The organism is Pseudomonas sp. MN1F (assembly GCF_009391885.1).
Taxonomy (GTDB): domain Bacteria; phylum Pseudomonadota; class Gammaproteobacteria; order Pseudomonadales; family Pseudomonadaceae; genus Aquipseudomonas.
Window position 1 is genome coordinate 18,699 of sequence record NZ_VZII01000033.1, and the last position, 16,882, is coordinate 35,580.

At 62.7% G+C, this 16,882-nt stretch carries 15 protein-coding genes; 8 read left to right on the forward strand and 7 right to left on the reverse strand.

The genetic code is table 11. The features are described from left to right. Positions 1 to 186 precede the first annotated feature (186 nt). Together brnQ and F6X59_RS16855 are read left to right on the forward strand one after the other, a co-directional pair. Positions 187 to 1,500, forward strand: a complete 1,314-nt coding sequence (gene brnQ, locus F6X59_RS16850; RefSeq protein ID WP_152957196.1) for a branched-chain amino acid transport system II carrier protein — start codon at positions 187 to 189, stop codon at positions 1,498 to 1,500. A 187-nt stretch (positions 1,501 to 1,687) separates the two neighbouring features. After that, a complete protein-coding gene (locus tag F6X59_RS16855) occupies positions 1,688 to 2,437 on the forward strand; it encodes a DUF599 domain-containing protein (protein WP_152957197.1) in 750 nt (249 codons plus the stop codon). Between the two features lie 67 nt (positions 2,438 to 2,504). Here F6X59_RS16855 and F6X59_RS16860 read toward each other — a convergent pair whose 3' ends face one another. Continuing rightward, on the reverse strand, positions 2,505 to 2,789 hold the full coding sequence (locus F6X59_RS16860) for a hypothetical protein (protein ID WP_152957198.1): 285 nt from the start codon (positions 2,787 to 2,789) through the stop codon (positions 2,505 to 2,507). A gap of 154 nt (positions 2,790 to 2,943) precedes the next feature. On the opposite strand from F6X59_RS16860, the gene F6X59_RS16865 reads away from it, so the two are divergent. The 4 genes from F6X59_RS16865 to F6X59_RS16880 all read left to right on the forward strand — a co-directional run bounded on the left by F6X59_RS16865 (position 2,944) and on the right by F6X59_RS16880 (position 6,665). Next, a complete protein-coding gene (locus F6X59_RS16865) occupies positions 2,944 to 3,420 on the forward strand; it encodes a PaaI family thioesterase (protein WP_152957199.1) in 477 nt (158 codons plus the stop codon). After that, positions 3,417 to 3,899, forward strand: a complete 483-nt coding sequence (locus F6X59_RS16870; RefSeq protein ID WP_152957200.1) for a PaaI family thioesterase — start codon at positions 3,417 to 3,419, stop codon at positions 3,897 to 3,899. The genes F6X59_RS16865 and F6X59_RS16870 overlap by 4 nt, the downstream gene beginning before the upstream one ends. Positions 3,900 to 3,968: 69 nt before the next feature. Then, positions 3,969 to 5,876, forward strand: a complete 1,908-nt coding sequence (htpG, locus tag F6X59_RS16875) for a molecular chaperone HtpG (RefSeq protein ID WP_152957201.1) — start codon at positions 3,969 to 3,971, stop codon at positions 5,874 to 5,876. A gap of 63 nt (positions 5,877 to 5,939) precedes the next feature. After that, positions 5,940 to 6,665, forward strand: a complete 726-nt coding sequence (locus F6X59_RS16880; RefSeq protein ID WP_152957202.1) for a dienelactone hydrolase family protein — start codon at positions 5,940 to 5,942, stop codon at positions 6,663 to 6,665. 71 nt (positions 6,666 to 6,736) lie between these two features. On the opposite strand, the gene F6X59_RS16885 is transcribed toward F6X59_RS16880, so the two are convergent. Next, entirely contained in the window at positions 6,737 to 7,600 is an 864-nt protein-coding gene (locus F6X59_RS16885; protein WP_152957203.1) for a pirin family protein, read from the reverse strand. Between the two features lie 115 nt (positions 7,601 to 7,715). Here F6X59_RS16885 and F6X59_RS16890 point away from each other — a divergent pair, with 115 nt between their 5' ends. Next, positions 7,716 to 8,723, forward strand: coding sequence for an amidohydrolase family protein (locus F6X59_RS16890; protein WP_152957204.1), 1,008 nt, complete (start codon positions 7,716 to 7,718; stop codon positions 8,721 to 8,723). Between the two features lie 71 nt (positions 8,724 to 8,794). Here F6X59_RS16890 and fabB read toward each other — a convergent pair whose 3' ends face one another. The 5 genes from fabB to F6X59_RS16915 all read right to left on the reverse strand — a co-directional run bounded on the left by fabB (position 8,795) and on the right by F6X59_RS16915 (position 15,720). Further along, complete coding sequence (fabB, locus tag F6X59_RS16895; protein ID WP_152957205.1) at positions 8,795 to 10,012, reverse strand: beta-ketoacyl-ACP synthase I; 1,218 nt, start codon at positions 10,010 to 10,012, stop codon at positions 8,795 to 8,797. Positions 10,013 to 10,023: 11 nt separating this feature from the next. Then, complete coding sequence (fabA, locus tag F6X59_RS16900; protein ID WP_012315334.1) at positions 10,024 to 10,539, reverse strand: 3-hydroxyacyl-[acyl-carrier-protein] dehydratase FabA; 516 nt, start codon at positions 10,537 to 10,539, stop codon at positions 10,024 to 10,026. Between the two features lie 203 nt (positions 10,540 to 10,742). Continuing rightward, a complete protein-coding gene (locus F6X59_RS16905; RefSeq protein ID WP_152957206.1) occupies positions 10,743 to 12,686 on the reverse strand; it encodes an ATP-binding protein in 1,944 nt (647 codons plus the stop codon). Further along, positions 12,683 to 13,573 carry an ABC transporter substrate-binding protein gene (locus tag F6X59_RS16910; protein ID WP_152957207.1) on the reverse strand — a complete coding sequence of 297 codons (891 nt, stop codon included), beginning with the start codon at positions 13,571 to 13,573 and terminating at the stop codon, positions 12,683 to 12,685. Before F6X59_RS16910 ends, F6X59_RS16905 begins: the two co-directional genes overlap by 4 nt. After that, entirely contained in the window at positions 13,573 to 15,720 is a 2,148-nt protein-coding gene (locus tag F6X59_RS16915) for a TonB-dependent siderophore receptor (RefSeq protein ID WP_152957208.1), read from the reverse strand. Before F6X59_RS16915 ends, F6X59_RS16910 begins: the two co-directional genes overlap by 1 nt. Before the next feature lie 131 nt (positions 15,721 to 15,851). Here F6X59_RS16915 and F6X59_RS16920 point away from each other — a divergent pair, with 131 nt between their 5' ends. Next, positions 15,852 to 16,877 carry an NAD(P)H-dependent glycerol-3-phosphate dehydrogenase gene (locus tag F6X59_RS16920; protein WP_079228990.1) on the forward strand — a complete coding sequence of 342 codons (1,026 nt, stop codon included), beginning with the start codon at positions 15,852 to 15,854 and terminating at the stop codon, positions 16,875 to 16,877. Positions 16,878 to 16,882 lie beyond the last annotated feature (5 nt).

Genomic DNA, 16,882 nt, shown 5'->3' on the forward strand with positions numbered 1-16,882 from the left:
CAAGCAGCACTGTGCCAGTGCGTTTGCCGGGTAAAACGGTTAATCTACGCGCTCACTCTGTGCCCGTACCCCAAAAGGGAACGACACGCTAAACGGGTCTGGCCTACCAAGCCGGGCAGCATTTCCCTCATCCAAAAGGGAAATCCCCTCTCGAATCCCGATTTCAGCAGTGTGGTACTACCTTAAATGAAAGTTCTCAAAGGCCAGGATATCCTGGCGCTTGGCTTTATGACGTTTGCGCTTTTCGTAGGCGCTGGCAACATCATCTTCCCGCCTATCGTCGGTCTGCAGTCTGGCCCGCACGTATGGATGGCGGCCCTGGGCTTCCTGGTCACTGCGGTAGGCCTGCCGGTCATCACCGTGGTCGCCCTGGCCAAGGTCGGTGGCGGCATGGACGCCCTGAGCAGCCCGATCGGCAAGTTCTTCGGTGGCCTGCTGGCGGCCGTGTGCTACCTGTCGGTCGGCCCGCTGTTCGCGACGCCGCGTACGGCGACCGTGTCGTTCGAAGTGGGCGTGGCACCGCTGACCGGTGAAAGCCCGACTGCGTTGTTCATCTACAGCCTGGTGTACTTCGCCGTGGTACTGGCCGTGTCCATGTATCCGGGCAAGCTGCTCGACACTGTCGGCCGCTTCCTTGCGCCGCTGAAGATCATCGCGCTGGCGGCGCTGGGCATCGCTGCCTTTGCGCTGCCGGCCGGGACCATTGGTGAAGCGCAGCCGGCCTATGCCGCCGCCGCCTTCTCCAAAGGCTTCTCCGATGGCTACCTGACCATGGACACCCTCGGTGCCCTGGTATTCGGTATCGTCATCGTCAACGCCATCCGCTCGCGCGGTGTCGAGTCGCCGAAGCTGATCACTCGCTATGCCATCATCGCCGGCCTGATCGCCGGTGTCGGTCTGGCCCTGGTGTACATCAGCCTGTTCCGCCTGGGCGCCACCAGCCACGACATTGCCGCCGATGCCACCAACGGTGCAGCCGTTCTGCACGCCTATGTGCAGCACACCTTCGGCTCGCTGGGCAGTGGCTTCCTCGCCGTGCTGATCGCCCTGGCGTGCCTGGTGACTGCGGTGGGCCTGACCTGCGCCTGTGCCGAGTACTTCAGCCAGGTCCTGCCACTGTCGTACCGTGCCCTGGTGGTGATCCTGGCAGGCTTCTCGCTGCTGATCTCCAACCTGGGCCTGACCAAGCTGATCATGTTCTCGATCCCGGTGCTGACCGCCATCTATCCGCCGTGCATCGTGGTGGTGGGCCTGAGCTTCGTGAAGGACCTGTGGAATTCGCCGACCCGTATCCTGGCGCCGGTGATGCTGGTGTCGCTGGTGTTCGGTATCGTCGATGCGATCAAGGGCAGCGACATTGCCCATGTGCTGCCAGACGTGCTGGCGCACCTGCCGTTGAGCGATCAAGGCCTGGCCTGGCTGGTGCCTTCGGTGGTGACGCTGATGGGTGCCGTGGCCTGTGACCGCATGCTCGGCAAGCCGCGCGAAGCGTTGGCCTGAAGGCACAGGTTGAAGCCTGAGGGCGGCACCGGCCACAAGCCGTAGGGTGCTCGCCAAGGGTGGAGACTCGAAAGCCCCGTATCCGCAAGGATGCGGGGCTTTTTCGTTTCAGGGTGTGCCTTTTGCCACTTGCAGGCGTCGAAACCCGGTCACTATCCTTTGTGCACCTGGCCCTCGGGAACCCTGCATGAACTTTATCCAAAGCAACCTCCACAACCTTCTGGCCGTCTGCTGGTTCGCCCTCTGCTGGGGCGGCTACACCCGCTATGCCATCTGGAAAGGCCGCGACACCGCGTGCCTGGCCAGCGTGCTGCACCTGTACCGGGAAGACTGGATGCGCCGCATGTTGCTGCGTGACAACCGCATCGCCGATGCCAGCGTGATCGGCAACCTGGAGCGCAACGCCTCGTTTTTCGCCTCCAGTACCCTGATCATCCTCGCCGGCATTCTCACCGTACTGGGTGCTTCGGATCGTGCCCTGTCGCTGCTTGCGGACCTGCCGCTGGTGCAGCAGGCGTCCCAGGGCATGTCGGAGATCAAGCTGTTGTGCCTGGCGATGGTCTTCGTCTACGCCTTCTTCACCTTCAGCTGGTGCATGCGTCAGTACAACTTTGCCGCGGTGCTGGTGGGCTCCGCGCCGATGATTGGTGAGCGCCAGGTCAACGAACTGGAGCGCAAGGCTTTTGCTTCGCGTGCTGCGCGGGTGCTGTCGCTGGCGGCCAACCAGTTCAACTTTGGCCTGCGCTCTTATTACTTCGGCATGGCCATGCTGACCTGGTTCATAAGCCCCTGGCTGTTCATGGTCGTGAGTGTCGGCGTGGTGTTGGTTCTGTATCGCCGTGAGTTCCATTCCGATGTATTGGACGTCATGGTGTTCACGCCCACTGAAAGTGCGCCGACAGAAGTACTCAAGGAAAGTTCCAGTAGCATTAACTGAAACGTTTAATCCAGTAAAGGCAGGCACAAAAAAACCCGACATTGTCGGGTTTTTTTGTTTCGGTCGATTACTGCTTGGCAGGTTCGGCCGGAGTGGCAGGCGCGGTTTCCGGCGCCGGAGTAGCCGGGGCGGCCTCTTCGGCAGCCTTCTGCTCGGCTTCGGCCTGATCTTTGGCGGCTTCGGCGTTTTCCTTGGCGGCTTCGTTCATTTTATCCTGAGCTTCGCCCATCTTTTCCTGGGCTTGCTCGGCGTGTTGCTGTGCGTCTTGGGCTTTGTCTTCGCTCGCTTTATCGCAAGCAGCCAGGCCCATGGCAGCAGCCAGCATCAGAGCAAAAGCAAAAGGTTTACGCATGGGGGTGTTTCTCCTTGGTGGAATAATTGACTTGTTCCTTCGAGTTCAATCACGCGGAAGAAGTTCCGCAAAGGTTACAGATATATAACGCCCCGTTCTATATAGACTTTTTATTGATTTTATGCAGCGGTGGCAGTGCTTACGGAGCTCGCCTATGAACGATCAAAGCTTGTTGGCCATGGCCGAACGTTTTCTCTCGGCATTGAAACATTGCCAACGGTTGCAGATGCGCGTTGCCTTTGCCGACAACGCCGGCATGACCCTGGTCATGCCCTGGTCGCCGGCGATTGTCGGTAACCCACAGACCGGGGCGGTACACGGTGGGGCGTTGACCACGTTGATGGATACCACTTGTGGCACGGCCACCTTGTGCGTGCTGCCACGTTTCGAGGTGTGCCCGACGCTGGATCTGCGTATCGACTACATGCACACCGCTGCTCCGGGTAAACCGATCTACGGCCATGCCCAGTGCTATCGGGTGACCCGCGATGTGATCTTCACCCGTGGCACGGCCTATCAGGACGACCCTGACCAGCCAATCTGCCATGTGGTGGGGACCTTCATGCGCCTGGGCCAGGAGATCAAGGGGGGCATCCGTTTCGGCAACAGCCTCAAGGAGGGCGGGGCATGATCCCTGAACAGGTTCGCCAGCAGTTGAATGCGGCACACGCGGTTGGCGACTACGGCCCCTTGCTGGCCTTGATTCCTTACGCCGGCCTGATCGGCATCGAGTGCCAGCGCGAGGGCGACGACCTGTTGTTCCGCCTGCCGGCCAGCCAGGACAACATCGGCAACCCGTTGCTGCCGGCCATCCATGGTGGCGTCATCGCCGGCTTCATGGAGCTTTCCGCGGCCCTGTACCTGCTGATCTACAGCGAGAGCGCGAGCATCCCGAAGATCATCGATTTCTCCATCGACTACCTGCGCGCCGGGCATTTTCGCGACACTTACGCCCAGTGCCAGCTCTGGCGTCAGGGGCGGCGCGTGACCAACGTGGCAATCACCGCCTGGCAGGCTGACCGGCAGTCGCCGATCGCCACCGCCCGCGCGCATTTCAAGATCGAACCGGAAAAGCCCTTGAAATCGTCCGGGCAGCCCCCATCTGCATGACATCCGCCGTTAAAGCAGGCCACATCGGCCGCCCGGCGTCACTGCCATCAGATCGGAGTTTTGAAGACCATGAGTGTTGAGGCTCAAAAGGAAACACTAGGCTTCCAGACCGAGGTAAAGCAGCTGCTGCACCTCATGATTCACTCCTTGTACTCGAACAAGGAAATCTTCCTGCGTGAACTGATCTCCAACGCCTCCGACGCCGCCGACAAGCTGCGCTTCGAGGCCCTGGCCAAGCCAGAGCTGCTCGAGGGCGACGCCGACCTGAAGATTCGCCTGAGCTTCGACAAGGACGCCGGTACCGTGACCCTTGAGGACAACGGCATCGGCATGAGCCGCGAAGATGTGATCGCCCACCTGGGCACCATCGCCAAGTCCGGCACCGCCGACTTCATGAAGAACCTCACCGGTGACCAGAAGAAGGACTCGCACCTGATCGGTCAGTTCGGCGTGGGCTTCTACTCGGCCTTCATCGTTGCCGACAAGGTCGATGTGTACAGCCGCCGTGCCGGCCAGCCGGCCAGCGAAGGCGTGCACTGGTCGTCGAAGGGCGAAGGTGAGTTCGAAGTTGCGACCATCGACAAGCCGCAGCGCGGCACCCGCATTGTCCTGCACCTGAAGAAGGGCGAGCAGGAGTTCGCCGATGGTTGGCGCCTGCGCAACGTGGTCAAGAAATACTCCGACCACATCGCCCTGCCGATCGAGCTGCCCAAGGAGCAGGCCGAAGCCGCCGAAGGCCAAGAAAAGCCGGCGCAGGAGTGGGAAACCGTCAACCGCGCCAGCGCCCTGTGGACCCGTTCGCGCTCCGAGGTGAAGGACGAGGAGTACCAGGAGTTCTACAAGCACATCGGCCATGACTTCGAGAACCCGCTGGCCTGGAGCCACAACAAGGTCGAAGGCAAGCTCGAATACAACTCGCTGCTGTACGTGCCGGCCCGTGCACCGTTCGACCTGTACCAGCGCGAAGCGCCACGCGGCCTGAAGCTGTACGTGCAGCGCGTGTTCATCATGGACCAGGCCGAGTCGTTCCTGCCGCTGTACCTGCGCTTCATCAAAGGCGTGGTGGACTCCAACGACCTGTCGCTGAACGTGTCCCGCGAGATCTTGCAGAAAGACCCGATCATCGACTCGATGAAGACCGCGCTGACCAAGCGCGTGCTGGACATACTGGAGAAGCTGGCGAAGAACGAGCCTGAGCAGTACAAGGGCTTCTGGAAAAACTTCGGCCAGGTGCTGAAGGAAGGCCCGGCTGAAGACTTCGCCAACAAGGAAAAGATCGCCGGCCTGCTGCGCTTCGCTTCCACCCAGGACGACAGCGGCGAGCAGAGCGTTGCCCTGGCCGATTACCTGGCGCGCGCCAAGGACGGCCAGGACAAGATCTACTACCTCACCGGCGAGTCCTACGCGCAGGTCAAGAACAGCCCGCACCTGGAAGTCTTCCGCAAGAAAGGCATCGAGGTCCTGCTGCTGACCGACCGTATCGACGAGTGGCTGATGAGCTACCTCAGCGAGTTCGATGGCAAGGCATTCGTCGACGTCGCCCGTGGCGACCTGGACCTGGGCAAGCTGGACTCGGAAGAGGACAAGAAGGCCCAGGAAGAAGTGGCCAAGGGCAAGGAAGGCCTGGTCGAGCGCCTGAAAGGGGCGCTGGGTGACAGCGTCGCCGAGGTGCGTGTCTCGCATCGCCTGACCGATTCGCCGGCGATCCTCGCCATCGGCGAACAGGACCTTGGCCTGCAGATGCGCCAGATCCTCGAAGCCAGCGGCCAGAAGGTGCCGGATTCGAAGCCGATCTTCGAGTTCAACCCGACTCACCCACTGATCGAGAAGCTCGACAACGAGCAGAGCGAAGACCGCTTCGCCGAACTGTCGCACATTCTCTTCGATCAGGCCGCGCTGGCGGCGGGTGACAGCCTGAAGGACCCGGCAGCTTACGTTCGTCGCCTGAACAAGCTACTGGTCGAGCTGTCTGCTTGAGTTGATGCACAGGAAAGCCCGCTTCGGCGGGCTTTTTTTTAGTGAGTGCCTAAGGAGTGCTTGATGAGCAAGGTAATCGTCGAATCGCTGGTCTATCACCTGTCCGGCAAGGCCTATGAAAGCCGCCTGGTCTACGAGCCAGGTGTTCTGGGCCGCCCGGGTCTGGTGATGGCGCCGAACTGGATGGGCATCGGCGAAGGTGCCGAGCGTATCGCCAAGGAAGTGGCCGAGAAGGGCTACGTGGTGCTGATTGCCGACCTGTATGGGCAGTCGGTGCGTCCCTCCAATGCCGAGGAGGCTGGGGCGGCGATGATGCCGCTGAAGAACGACCGTGGCGAGCTGCGCAAGCGCATGAAAGAGGCCCTGGATCAGTTGCTGGGGCAGTCCAAGGCGCTGCTGGAGCCGGGCAAGGTGGCCACCTTCGGTTTCTGCTTCGGTGGCTGCTGTGCCCTGGAGCTGGCCCGTACCGGTGCCGACTTGCGGGCGGCGGTGTCGTTCCACGGCACGCTGGACACCCCGAACCCGGAAGATGCCAAGCGCATCAAGGGCTCGGTACTGGTGCTGCACGGCGCTTCCGACCCGTTGGTGCCGAAGGAGCAGTTGCCAGCGTTCGAAGATGAGATGAACGCTGCCAAGGTGGACTGGCAGCTGCTGAGCTACGGTGGCGCGGTGCACTCGTTCACCGACCCGAATGCCAATGTGCCGGGCAAGATGCAGTACGACCGTCGCACCTCGGAGCGGGCGTTCCGCTCGATGCACAACCTGCTCACCGAAGTGTTCCAGCGCTGACATCGCAGGGGGGGGCGCGGACTCCTGTGGGAGCCGCGCTTGCCGGCGATGGGCTGCAAAGCAGCCCCAAATTATCGCGGCAACTCGATCCTCGAAGTTTCCCCAGGCACCGTCGGCCAATCCCCAGCAGCCCACTTGGACCTGGCCCGCTCAATCAAATCCACATCACTGGCCACAAAATTCCAGTTCATCCGCCGCGGCCCATCCAGCGGCTCGCCGCCAATCAGCACCAGCTGGCATTCTTCCTCGGCATACAGCGTGACCTCTTCGCCCTCCGGCAGCACGATCAGGCTGCAGGCCTCAACCTGTTCGCCATCCATGAGCAACTCACCATCGAGCAGATACAACGCCCGCTGCACATGTTCGACAGGCACCACCAGCGTGGTGGCCGGCTGCATCTGCACATGCGCATAGAGGGTAGGGGAGAGTACCGGCACCGGTGATTCCAGGCAGAACCCGCTGCCGGCAATCATGCAGATGCGCACGCCCAGGTTGTCACTGACCGGCAGGCTCGCCGCGGGATGGTGGCTGTAGCTCGGCTCGCCCTGTTCGAGCGCCTGGGGTGAAGCCAGCCATACCTGCAGCCCATGCAGGCGTGAGCCATGGACCCAGGCGTCCTCCGGCGTGCGCTCGACATGCGCCACACCTTTGCCAGCGGTCATCCAGCTCACGTCTCCAGGCAGCACGCGCTGCTCCGAGCCCAGGCTGTCCTTGTGCAGGATCGCGCCTTCGAACAGGTAGGTGAGGGTGGAGAGGCCGATATGCGGATGCTGGCGGATATCCATGCCATGGCCCGGTGCATAGTCGGTCTCAAGCATATGGTCGAAGAACACGAACGGGCCGACGCTGCGGCATTGGGCCGAGGGCAGCGGGCGCAGGATCGGCTGGCCCTCGACCGATTCGGCGCGGGGGCGGATGATCAGGGGGCTGCTCATGGCGGGCTCCAGGCGAGGTGGAATTGCCCCAAGCATAGCGGTTTGCCGCGCAATGCTGAACCGTTGCGCTGGCGGCCCGGTCTACCCTGCTGATGCCCGCAAAAGGAGGTTGCCCATGATTGCCAGAACGCTGGCCTGCATGCTGTTGTCTGGCTGGCTATGCCTGGCGGCCCAGGCCCGTGACTATCGCTTCAGCGATGCTCATCTGCACTACGTGGATTTCTTTCAGGAAACCGAAGGCATGCCGGCGCTGATCAAGGCCATGGATGATGCTGGTGTCGAGCATTCGATGATTTCCGGCATTCCGGTGGCCAAGAAATGGCATGAAGACGAACCCAAGCGCCCACGCTACTACGCTGGCGACGATGCCGATGCCTATTGGTACAGCGCGACCGATACCTACGTAGCTGCCGCGTTGGAAAAACTACCGGCCGAGCAGCGAAAGCGTTTCCATCCGTTTCTGAGTGGTTTCAATCCGGTGGACAAGAATGCCGTCAGCCATATCGAGCGCATGCTCGAACTGAACCCGGGGCTCTGGCAGGGGATTGGTGAGGTGTTCACCCGGCATGACGACCTGACCGCGCTGACCAGCGGCGATACGCCGCGGGCCAACAACGAAGCGATGACCCGCATCTATCACCTGGCGGCCGAGCGCGATATGCCGGTGTTGCTGCATTCGAACATCACTTCCAAGCGTGAGCGCAATCCGCTGTACCTCGCTGAGATCGAAGAGCCATTACGCAATCATCCGCATACCCGGTTCATCTGGGCACATGCGGGGAGCAGCGCGGAGATCCATCGGCACCAGACCCAGATGGACTTTCTGTTGCCCGTGTTGACGCGCTTGCTGGTGGACTATCCAAATTTGTATGTGGATTTGTCGTGGAGTGTGCTGGAGCCCTATCTGCTGGACGAGCAGGGCGTACCGCGCCAGGAATGGGTTGCGCTGGTCGAGCGGTATCCGGACCGGTTCATGCTGGGGTCGGATGTGGTGGGGCGGTTTGGCAGCCTTGGCGAGCAGATGCACGGCTTCAGGCCGTTCCTGGATGCGCTGCCTGAAGACGTGGCCAACAAGGTGGCTCGGGATAACTTCCTGGCGGTGTTGCCCAAGGGGAAGAAGTAGTTGCCCGTGCAGGCAACACAAATGAAAACGCCCCGAACCAGTCGGGGCGTTTCACTTACCGCAGCAGCGTCTTACTTGCCTTCCCAGCGCTTGAGCACCAGGGTGGCGTTGGTGCCGCCGAAGCCGAAGCTGTTGCTCATCACGGTGGTGAGCTTGGCGTCTTCGGTCTTGCGCACGATTGGCAGGTCCGCAACTTCCGGGTCCAGCTCATCGATGTTGGCGGAGCCGGCAATGAAGTTGTTTTCCATCATCAGCAGGCAGTAGATCGCCTCGTGCACGCCAGCGGCGCCCAGCGAGTGGCCCGACAGGCTTTTGGTCGAGCTGATCTTCGGTGCCTTGTCGCCGAACACTTCACGCACACCTTTCATTTCCGCAACGTCACCGACCGGGGTCGAGGTGCCGTGGGTGTTCAGGTAGTCGATCGGGGTGTCGACGGTGGACAGCGCCTGCTGCATGCAGCGGATAGCGCCTTCGCCGCTTGGTGCGACCATGTCGTAGCCATCGGAAGTGGCACCGTAGCCGACGATTTCGGCGTAGATCTTGGCGCCGCGAGCCAGCGCGTGCTCCAGCTCCTCGACCACCACCATGCCGCCGCCGCCAGCGATGACGAAGCCGTCACGGTCGGCGTCGTAGGCGCGCGAAGCCAGTTCCGGGGTGTCGTTGCGCTTGGTCGACAGGGCGCCCATGGCATCGAACAGGAACGACTGGCTCCAGTGCTCTTCTTCACCGCCACCGGCAAAGACGATGTCCTGCTTGCCCCACTGGATCTGCTCCAGAGCGGTACCGATGCAGTGTGCCGAAGTGGCGCAGGCCGACGAGATCGAGTAGTTGATGCCCTTGATCTTGAACGGGGTGGCCAGGCACGCCGAAACGGTGCTGCCCATGGTGCGGGTGACGCGGTACGGGCCGACGCGCTTGACGCCTTTTTCGCGCAGGGTATCCAGCGCTTCCATCTGGTTCAGGGTCGAGGCACCGCCCGAGCCGGCTACCAGGCCAGTACGCGGGTTGGAGATCTGCTCTTCGGTCAGGCCGGAGTCCTTGATCGCGTCCTGCATCGCCAGGTAGGCGTAGGCAGCGGCGTGGCCGACGAAGCGGTAGACCTTGCGGTCGATCAGTTCTTCGAGGTTGAGGTCGATGGACCCGGAAACCTGGCTACGCAGCCCCATTTCCTTGTATTCCGGGTTGTAACGGATACCCGGACGGCTGTTGCGCAGGTTTTCGGTGACGGTAGCTTTGTCATTGCCCAGGCACGATACGATGCCCAGACCAGTGATAACGACGCGGCGCATGCGAATAACCCTTAGAAATTGTCAGTGGAGGTGAACACGCCGACCCGCAGGGCTTCGGCGGTGTAGATCTCGCGACCGTCGACGCTGACCGAGCCATCGGCGATGGCCATGTTCAGCTTACCCTTCAGGACGCGCTTGATGTGAATGTTGTAGGTGACTTTCTTGGCGGTAGGCAGTACCTGGCCGAAGAATTTCACTTCGCCCGAACCCAGCGCACGGCCACGGCCCGGCAGGCCCTGCCAGCCGAGGAAGAAGCCGACCAGCTGCCACATGGCGTCGAGGCCCAGGCAGCCCGGCATCACCGGGTCGCCTTCGAAGTGGCAGGCGAAGAACCACAGGTCCGGGGTGATATCCAGCTCGGCGACCAATTCACCTTTGCCGTACTTGCCGCCTTCTTCGCTGATATGGGTGATGCGATCGACCATCAGCATGTTCGGCGCGGGCAGTTGCGCATTACCTGGGCCGAACAGCTCACCGCGACTGCAGCGCAGCAGGTCTTCCCGAGTAAAGGCGTGTTGTTTGGTCATGCGAGCTCCTCAATAACCCCCTGTGGCAGGGGATGAATCTTCCCGGCCGACCCTTCTTAGCTTCTGGGGCGGCAGCCTACAGGTAGACTATTGCGTTGTGGTGAAAGTCACAGTGCACCCGGCGAAAGAAGTACAGGTGTGCACTGAAACGTCTATTTTCAGGTCCGAGCAAGGTCCTGTCCAGTACTTAAGACTGCCGCACTTTAGCATTTATCGCCAGTCGCATCGCCAGTCGCTGCTGTCCGCCCCGGCAACCAGCGCTGCAAAACCCGCTGCAACTCGGTGCGGCGGAACGGTTTGCTCAGGTAATCATTCATGCCGGCGGCCATGCAACGCTCGCGGTCGCCCTGCAGGGCATTGGCGGTCAGGGCGATGATCGGCAAATGGCCGCAGGCCGGCAACAGGCGGATGCGCCGGGTCGCTTCGTAGCCATCCATCTGCGGCAGGCGGCAATCCATCAACACGGCGGCGAACGCCTGCTGGCTGACCTGATCCACCGCCTGAAGCCCGTCGTGGGCCACGCTGACTTCCATCCCCAGGCTGCGCAACATGGCTTCGATGACGCTCTGATTGACCGGGTTGTCCTCCACCAGCAGGATGCGCTTGCCAACCTCAAGGGGCGCGCTGGCCCCCGCGCTGCCGGGCAGTGTTGCTGGCGCGGTACTGGCCAGCGGCAGCGGCATTTCCAGGGTAAAGGTCGAGCCCAGCCCCTCGCGGCTTTCACCGCGTAGCTTGCCACCCATGCGTTCGGCCAGGGTGCGGGCGATCGACAGGCCCAGGCCGGTGCCGCCATAGCGCCGCGAAATCGAGCTGTCGGCCTGCTGGAAGGCGACGAACATCATTTCCAGGCGTTCGCTGTCGATGCCGATGCCGGTGTCGCGCACGCTGCAAGTGAACCACAGCAATTGCCGATCCAGCAGCTGCCAGCGCGCTTCGACCTGAACCTGGCCGCGCTCGGTGAATTTCAGGGCGTTGCCGATCAGGTTGAGGAGGATCTGGCGGATGCGCGTCGGGTCGCCGATCACCTGTGGCTGTGCGCCGTCTGCCGGCAATTGCAGGTGCAGTTCCAGGCCGCGCTGCTGAGCGCTGTGCTGGAACGACTGTACGCTGCTGGTGATCAGCTCACCCAGGTTGAAGTCGATGTGCTCCAGCGCCAGCGCAGTGCGTTCGATGCGCGAGAAGTCGAGGATGTCATTGATGACCTTCAGCAAGTGCCCGGTGGACTCGCTGGCCACGGCCGCGTAATCGGCCTGCTCACTGGTCAGCTGGGTGGTCTCCAGCAGTTGCAGCATGCCCAGCACGCCGTTCATGGGCGTGCGCAGTTCGTGGCTCATCATCGCCAGGAATTCCGACTTGGCGCCGTTGGCCTGCTCGGCTTCCTCGCGCGCCTGGATCAGCTGGGCGATGGCCTGTTTCTGCTCGGCGCTGGCCTGCTCCAGGGCGTTGGCGAGGTTGTTGATGTGGCGCGCCAGGTGGCCGAGTTCGCTGTCGTCGACCACCGGCAGAGGCGCGTTGTATTCACCCTGCTGGATGGCCTTGACCGCATGGCCCATGTCGCTGATCGGCTTGGCCAGGCTCATGGCCAGGCGGCGCGCCAGGAGGAAGGTGAACAGCAGGGCGAACAGCGCGAGGATGCCGGCCTTGATCACGATTTCCTGCTGGCGCTGGCTGAAGGCGTCGTCCGACATGCCGACGATCACCCGGCCCAGGTAGTCGTCACCGATGGCCGGTGCTGGCGCCTTGCCTTGTTGCAGGAAGTCGCTGTCCAGGCGGATCTGCTGCAGGCGGATCGGCGCCTGGAACACCTCCACCTGTTGCGCCCGGTTGTTGCTCTCGTCCTGCTGCTCGACGTACACCAGGATGTGGTTGCGGCTGTCCTGCACCTCGAGGAAGCGCACGTGCGGGATGCTCAGGGTGGCGCGCATCAGGCCTTCGAGAACTTCATTGTTACCGGAGATGACGCCGTACTCCGAAGCCGGTGCCAGCTGGTTGGCAATCAACTGCCCGGTATGGTTGAGCTCCTGACGCAAATCCTGGATGCGCACGAAGGTGAAAAAGCTGATCAACAGCAAGGTCAGCAACAAAGCCGGGCCCAGGCTGATGATCTGCGTGCGGGTGTGGATGTCCCAACTCAGGCGTTTGCTCATGGGGTGGGTTCTCCTTCGGCCAGGGCCTTGGCAGAGGCGTTCGGATCGATCGGCTCAAGGCCCAGGGCGCGGGCCACCTGCTGGTTGCCGCTGACGCCATAGCGCGCCGGATACAGGCTGCGTGGCCAGTGCGCCGGCGGCTGATTGAGCAACTGGTCGAGCACTGCCAGCCAGTCGTCCTGGTCGCTGTAGGTGCTGGCCAGGGCGCCCGCGCGGACGAAGCCCGCGTTCGGCCCGATCAATGCCATCTGCCGGCCGTAGCTGCTGAGCAACAGGTTCTTCGCCGTCTTGGAGTTGTACAGGTCGGGGTCATCGAGGCCCAACAGCACGTCGCTGTTGGCCAGCAGGTGCTGCAGCGGGCGGCTGTCGCGTTGGTCCGGCCAGTCCTGAGCGACGATCTCCAGGCCCAGCGGGCGTGCCGCCTGGCGCAGCTCGTCGAGCAGGAAGTGGCTGTGCTCACCATACAGCACACCGATGCGCTGGGCCTGTGGCAACAGGTAGCGGCTCAGGCGCAGCTGCCGCGCCAGCGGCGGGTCGCTCCACAGCAGGGTCAGGTAAGCAGGGCGCGACTTTCCCAGGCGTTGTTCAGCCTGTACCCGGCTGATGCGCATGGCCAGTGCAGGTGGCCCGCTGTTGTCGCTCAGGCGCCACTCCAGCGCGCTGTTGTCGAGCAGTATCAGGCGCACGTCAGCCTTGAGCTGAGCGGGGCGGGGCAACGTGGCGGTGCTTTGGAAGCGCACCTGGTCATGGCTGCGGCGGCCTTGCAGGGCTTCGACGAAGCTGCGAAAGCCGGGCTGTTCGTCGCCGCCGACCAGCAGGATTTCGCTGGCGGACAGCGTACCCAGTGGCCACAGGCAGAACAGCAGCAGGCGCAGCAGCCGGGCCATCAGAACTCCAGCTCCGCGCTGACGCTCAGGCGGTGGCGGCTGTCATAACGGTTTTGCTCCACGGTGGTGGGTTGGTCGTCCAGGCGTTGCTGCCACAGCGCGGCCAGTTCCAGGGTGCTGCCCTGGATACGGAAACGCTTGGCCACGCGCAGGTCGACGCGTTCATAGCGGTACGTGTTGAGTGCGTCGTCGCCGTAATAGAACAGCGCGCTCGACCAACCCTCACCCCATTCGCGCATCCACCCGGCCGAGCCGCTGTTGCGTGCGCTGAGGCGACGGTCGGCAGGGTTGCTGGCCCAGGCATCGACGTAGGCATAGGTCAGGCGCAGCCGGTCGCGTGGTGCCAGGCGCCAGTCGAATTGCGCCTCGCTACCGCTGAAACGGGCCTTGTTGGCGTTGCTGGCGATGTACTGGTTGTTCTTCAGGGGTTCGCTGATCATTCCGGTGATCTCGTCGTAGAACAGCTTCACATCCATGTTCAGGTCGAAGTCGCTGAAGTAGCCGTTATAGCCCAGCTCACGCGAGCGCATGCGCTCCTGTTCGAGGTCGCCAGGGCCGCGGGTCTTGACGAAGTACTCGGCATTGCGCTGGCCGAAGGCGGCGGGGCTCAGGTTCTTGACCGTGTAGCTCCAGTTGACGTTGTTCTCGAACATGTCCGGCGAACGCACGGCCTCGGAGTACACCGCGCGCAGGCCGTGGCGCGGTGTGATCAGGTAGTTGACCGCCATGCGTGGGGTCAGCGAGCTGCCGGACAGGCGCGAATCCTCGAACATCGCGCCGCCCTGGACAATCCAGTGCTCGTCGGCGCGCCATTCCAGCTGGCCGAACAGGCGCCAGGTCTGGTCGTCGATACTGCCGTTGAAGTAGGTCTGCGAATCGGCGCGATCATAGCGGTAGTTCATGCCGCTGAGCAGGCGCAGGCTGTCGGTCAGGCTCAGGGTGTCCTGTACCTCCAGGTCATAACGGGTCTCGCGGGTACTTTGGTCAACATCGCCGCAAACCACATTCTTGCCGCCCTGGTTGTCCCACTGGTCCTTGATCGCATCGACCAGCGCCTGTTCTTCGGGGTTGCTGCTGCTCGGCGGGTTGTTGGCCCCGCGGGCGACCTTTTCGGCGAAATCGGGGTTCATCTGCCACAAGCGGGTCAGCTCGGGGCTGAACGATAGCGCTGCATCACAGGCGCGCCAGACCTGCTGGCGGTCGAAAAGCTGGGCCGAACCCTGCACATACAAGCTGTGCTCGGGGTTGAAATCGATGTTCCAGCGTACCGAACCGGCATAGTCCTTGGCATTGACGTCGGCGTTGTCGCCGGTCTGGGTGACGTAGGGGAACACCGGCCGATAGGTATACGGCCGCTGGTTGCTGCCTTCCTTGGCCGCCAGTTGCCATTCCAGGGTCTGGTCGGGCGCCAGAACGTGGCTGACACTGAGGTTGAAACGGTTCAGGCGGCGGCTGTCGCGGTAGTCCTGGCCGAACTGGTTCTCGTCGAAGCCATCGTCCTGCTGGCCAGACACCGACAGGCGCATGTCGCCACCGTCCCAGCCGAAGCCGTGGCTGAGGTAATAGTCGTTGATGCCATCCTGGCCGCGGGTCAGTTTCATCCGCGTGCCGTGGCTGTCGGCCGGGTTGCGGGTGAGGATGTTGACCACCGCCATCAGTGCATTAGCGCCGTAACTGACGGTGTTGGGGCCGCGGAACACCTCGATGCGCTCGATGTCCTCGATGGCGACCGGGATGTCGCTCCAGTCCACCGTGGCCAGGCCGGCGCGGTACACCGAGCGGCCGTCGATCAGCACCTGCATGCGCCTTGCATCGTTGACGTTGCTGCCGTGGTAGTTGACGGTGGGCTGGTTGCCGGCGCCGTAGCCGATCATCATGCCCGGTACCAGGCGCAGCAGTTCGGGGATGTCGCGGGCACCGCTGGCGCGGATCAGCTCGTTGTCGAGCACGGTCATGCTGCCCGGCACTGCCGCCGGGGATTGTTTCAGGCGCGTGGCGGTCAGAACCTGCGGCAGGTCGGAGTTGTCGATGAACAAATCGTCGGCCATGGCCGAGCCGCCGAGCAGGGCAGTCAGCAGCAGCAGTCGAGGGTAGGGGGGCGGGCCGTAGAACACAGGACAGCCTTGTCTCAGGATTGAAACAGGCATGGTAACTGACCCAGAAGGTTTTGCCAGTCACCTGAGGCCCGATTCTGGTGGGTTCTGACACTGGTTCTGTCGCAGGCGCGCCGTATAATGAGCGGGTCGCCACTTAACTTAATGGCTTTAACGGATTGATTATGACTGAACAGCAACCTGTTGCAGTTCTGGGAGGCGGCAGCTTCGGCACCGCCGTGGCGAACCTGCTGGCCGAAAATGGCGTGCCGGTGCGTCAATGGATGCGCGACCCCGAGCAGGCCGAGGCGATGCGGGTCAACCGCGAGAACCCGCGCTACCTCAAGGGCATCCGCCTGCAGGACGGTGTCGAGCCGGTCAACGACCTGCTGGCCACCTTGCAAGCCAGCGACCTGATCTTCGTCGCGCTGCCGTCGAGCGCCCTGCGCAGCGTGCTGGCACCCCATGCCGAGCTGCTGCGCGGCAAGTACCTGGTCAGCCTGACCAAGGGCATCGAGGCGCAAAGCTTCAAGCTGATGAGCCAGATCCTCGAAGAAATCGCCCCCGAGGCCCGCATTGGTGTGCTCTCCGGCCCCAACCTGGCCCGCGAAATTGCCGAGCATGCGCTGACCGCCACCGTGGTTGCCAGCGAAGACGAACAACTGTGCCAGCGGGTGCAGGCGGTGCTGCACGGGCGCACCTTCCGGGTATACGCCAGCAGCGACCGCTTCGGCGTCGAACTGGGCGGCGCGCTGAAGAACGTCTACGCCATCATCGCCGGCATGGCCGTAGCCCTGGGCATGGGCGAGAACACCAAGAGCATGCTGATCACCCGTGCGCTGGCCGAGATGACCCGCTTTGCCGTCAGCCAGGGGGCCAACCCCATGACGTTCCTTGGCCTGGCCGGTGTCGGTGACCTGATCGTCACCTGCTCCTCGCCCAAGAGCCGCAACTACCAAGTCGGTCACGCCCTGGGCCAGGGCCTGAGCCTGGAGCAGGCCGTCAGCCGCCTGGGCGAAGTGGCCGAAGGGGTCAATACGCTCAAGGTGCTTAAAGCCAAGGCCCAGGAAGTGCAAGTGTACATGCCGCTGGTGGCCGGCCTGCACGCCATTCTGTTCGAAGGCCGCACGCTGAACCAGGTGATCGAGCACCTGATGCGCGCCGAGCCAAAGACCGACGTCGATTTCATTTCCATCAGTGGTTTCAACTAAGCGAA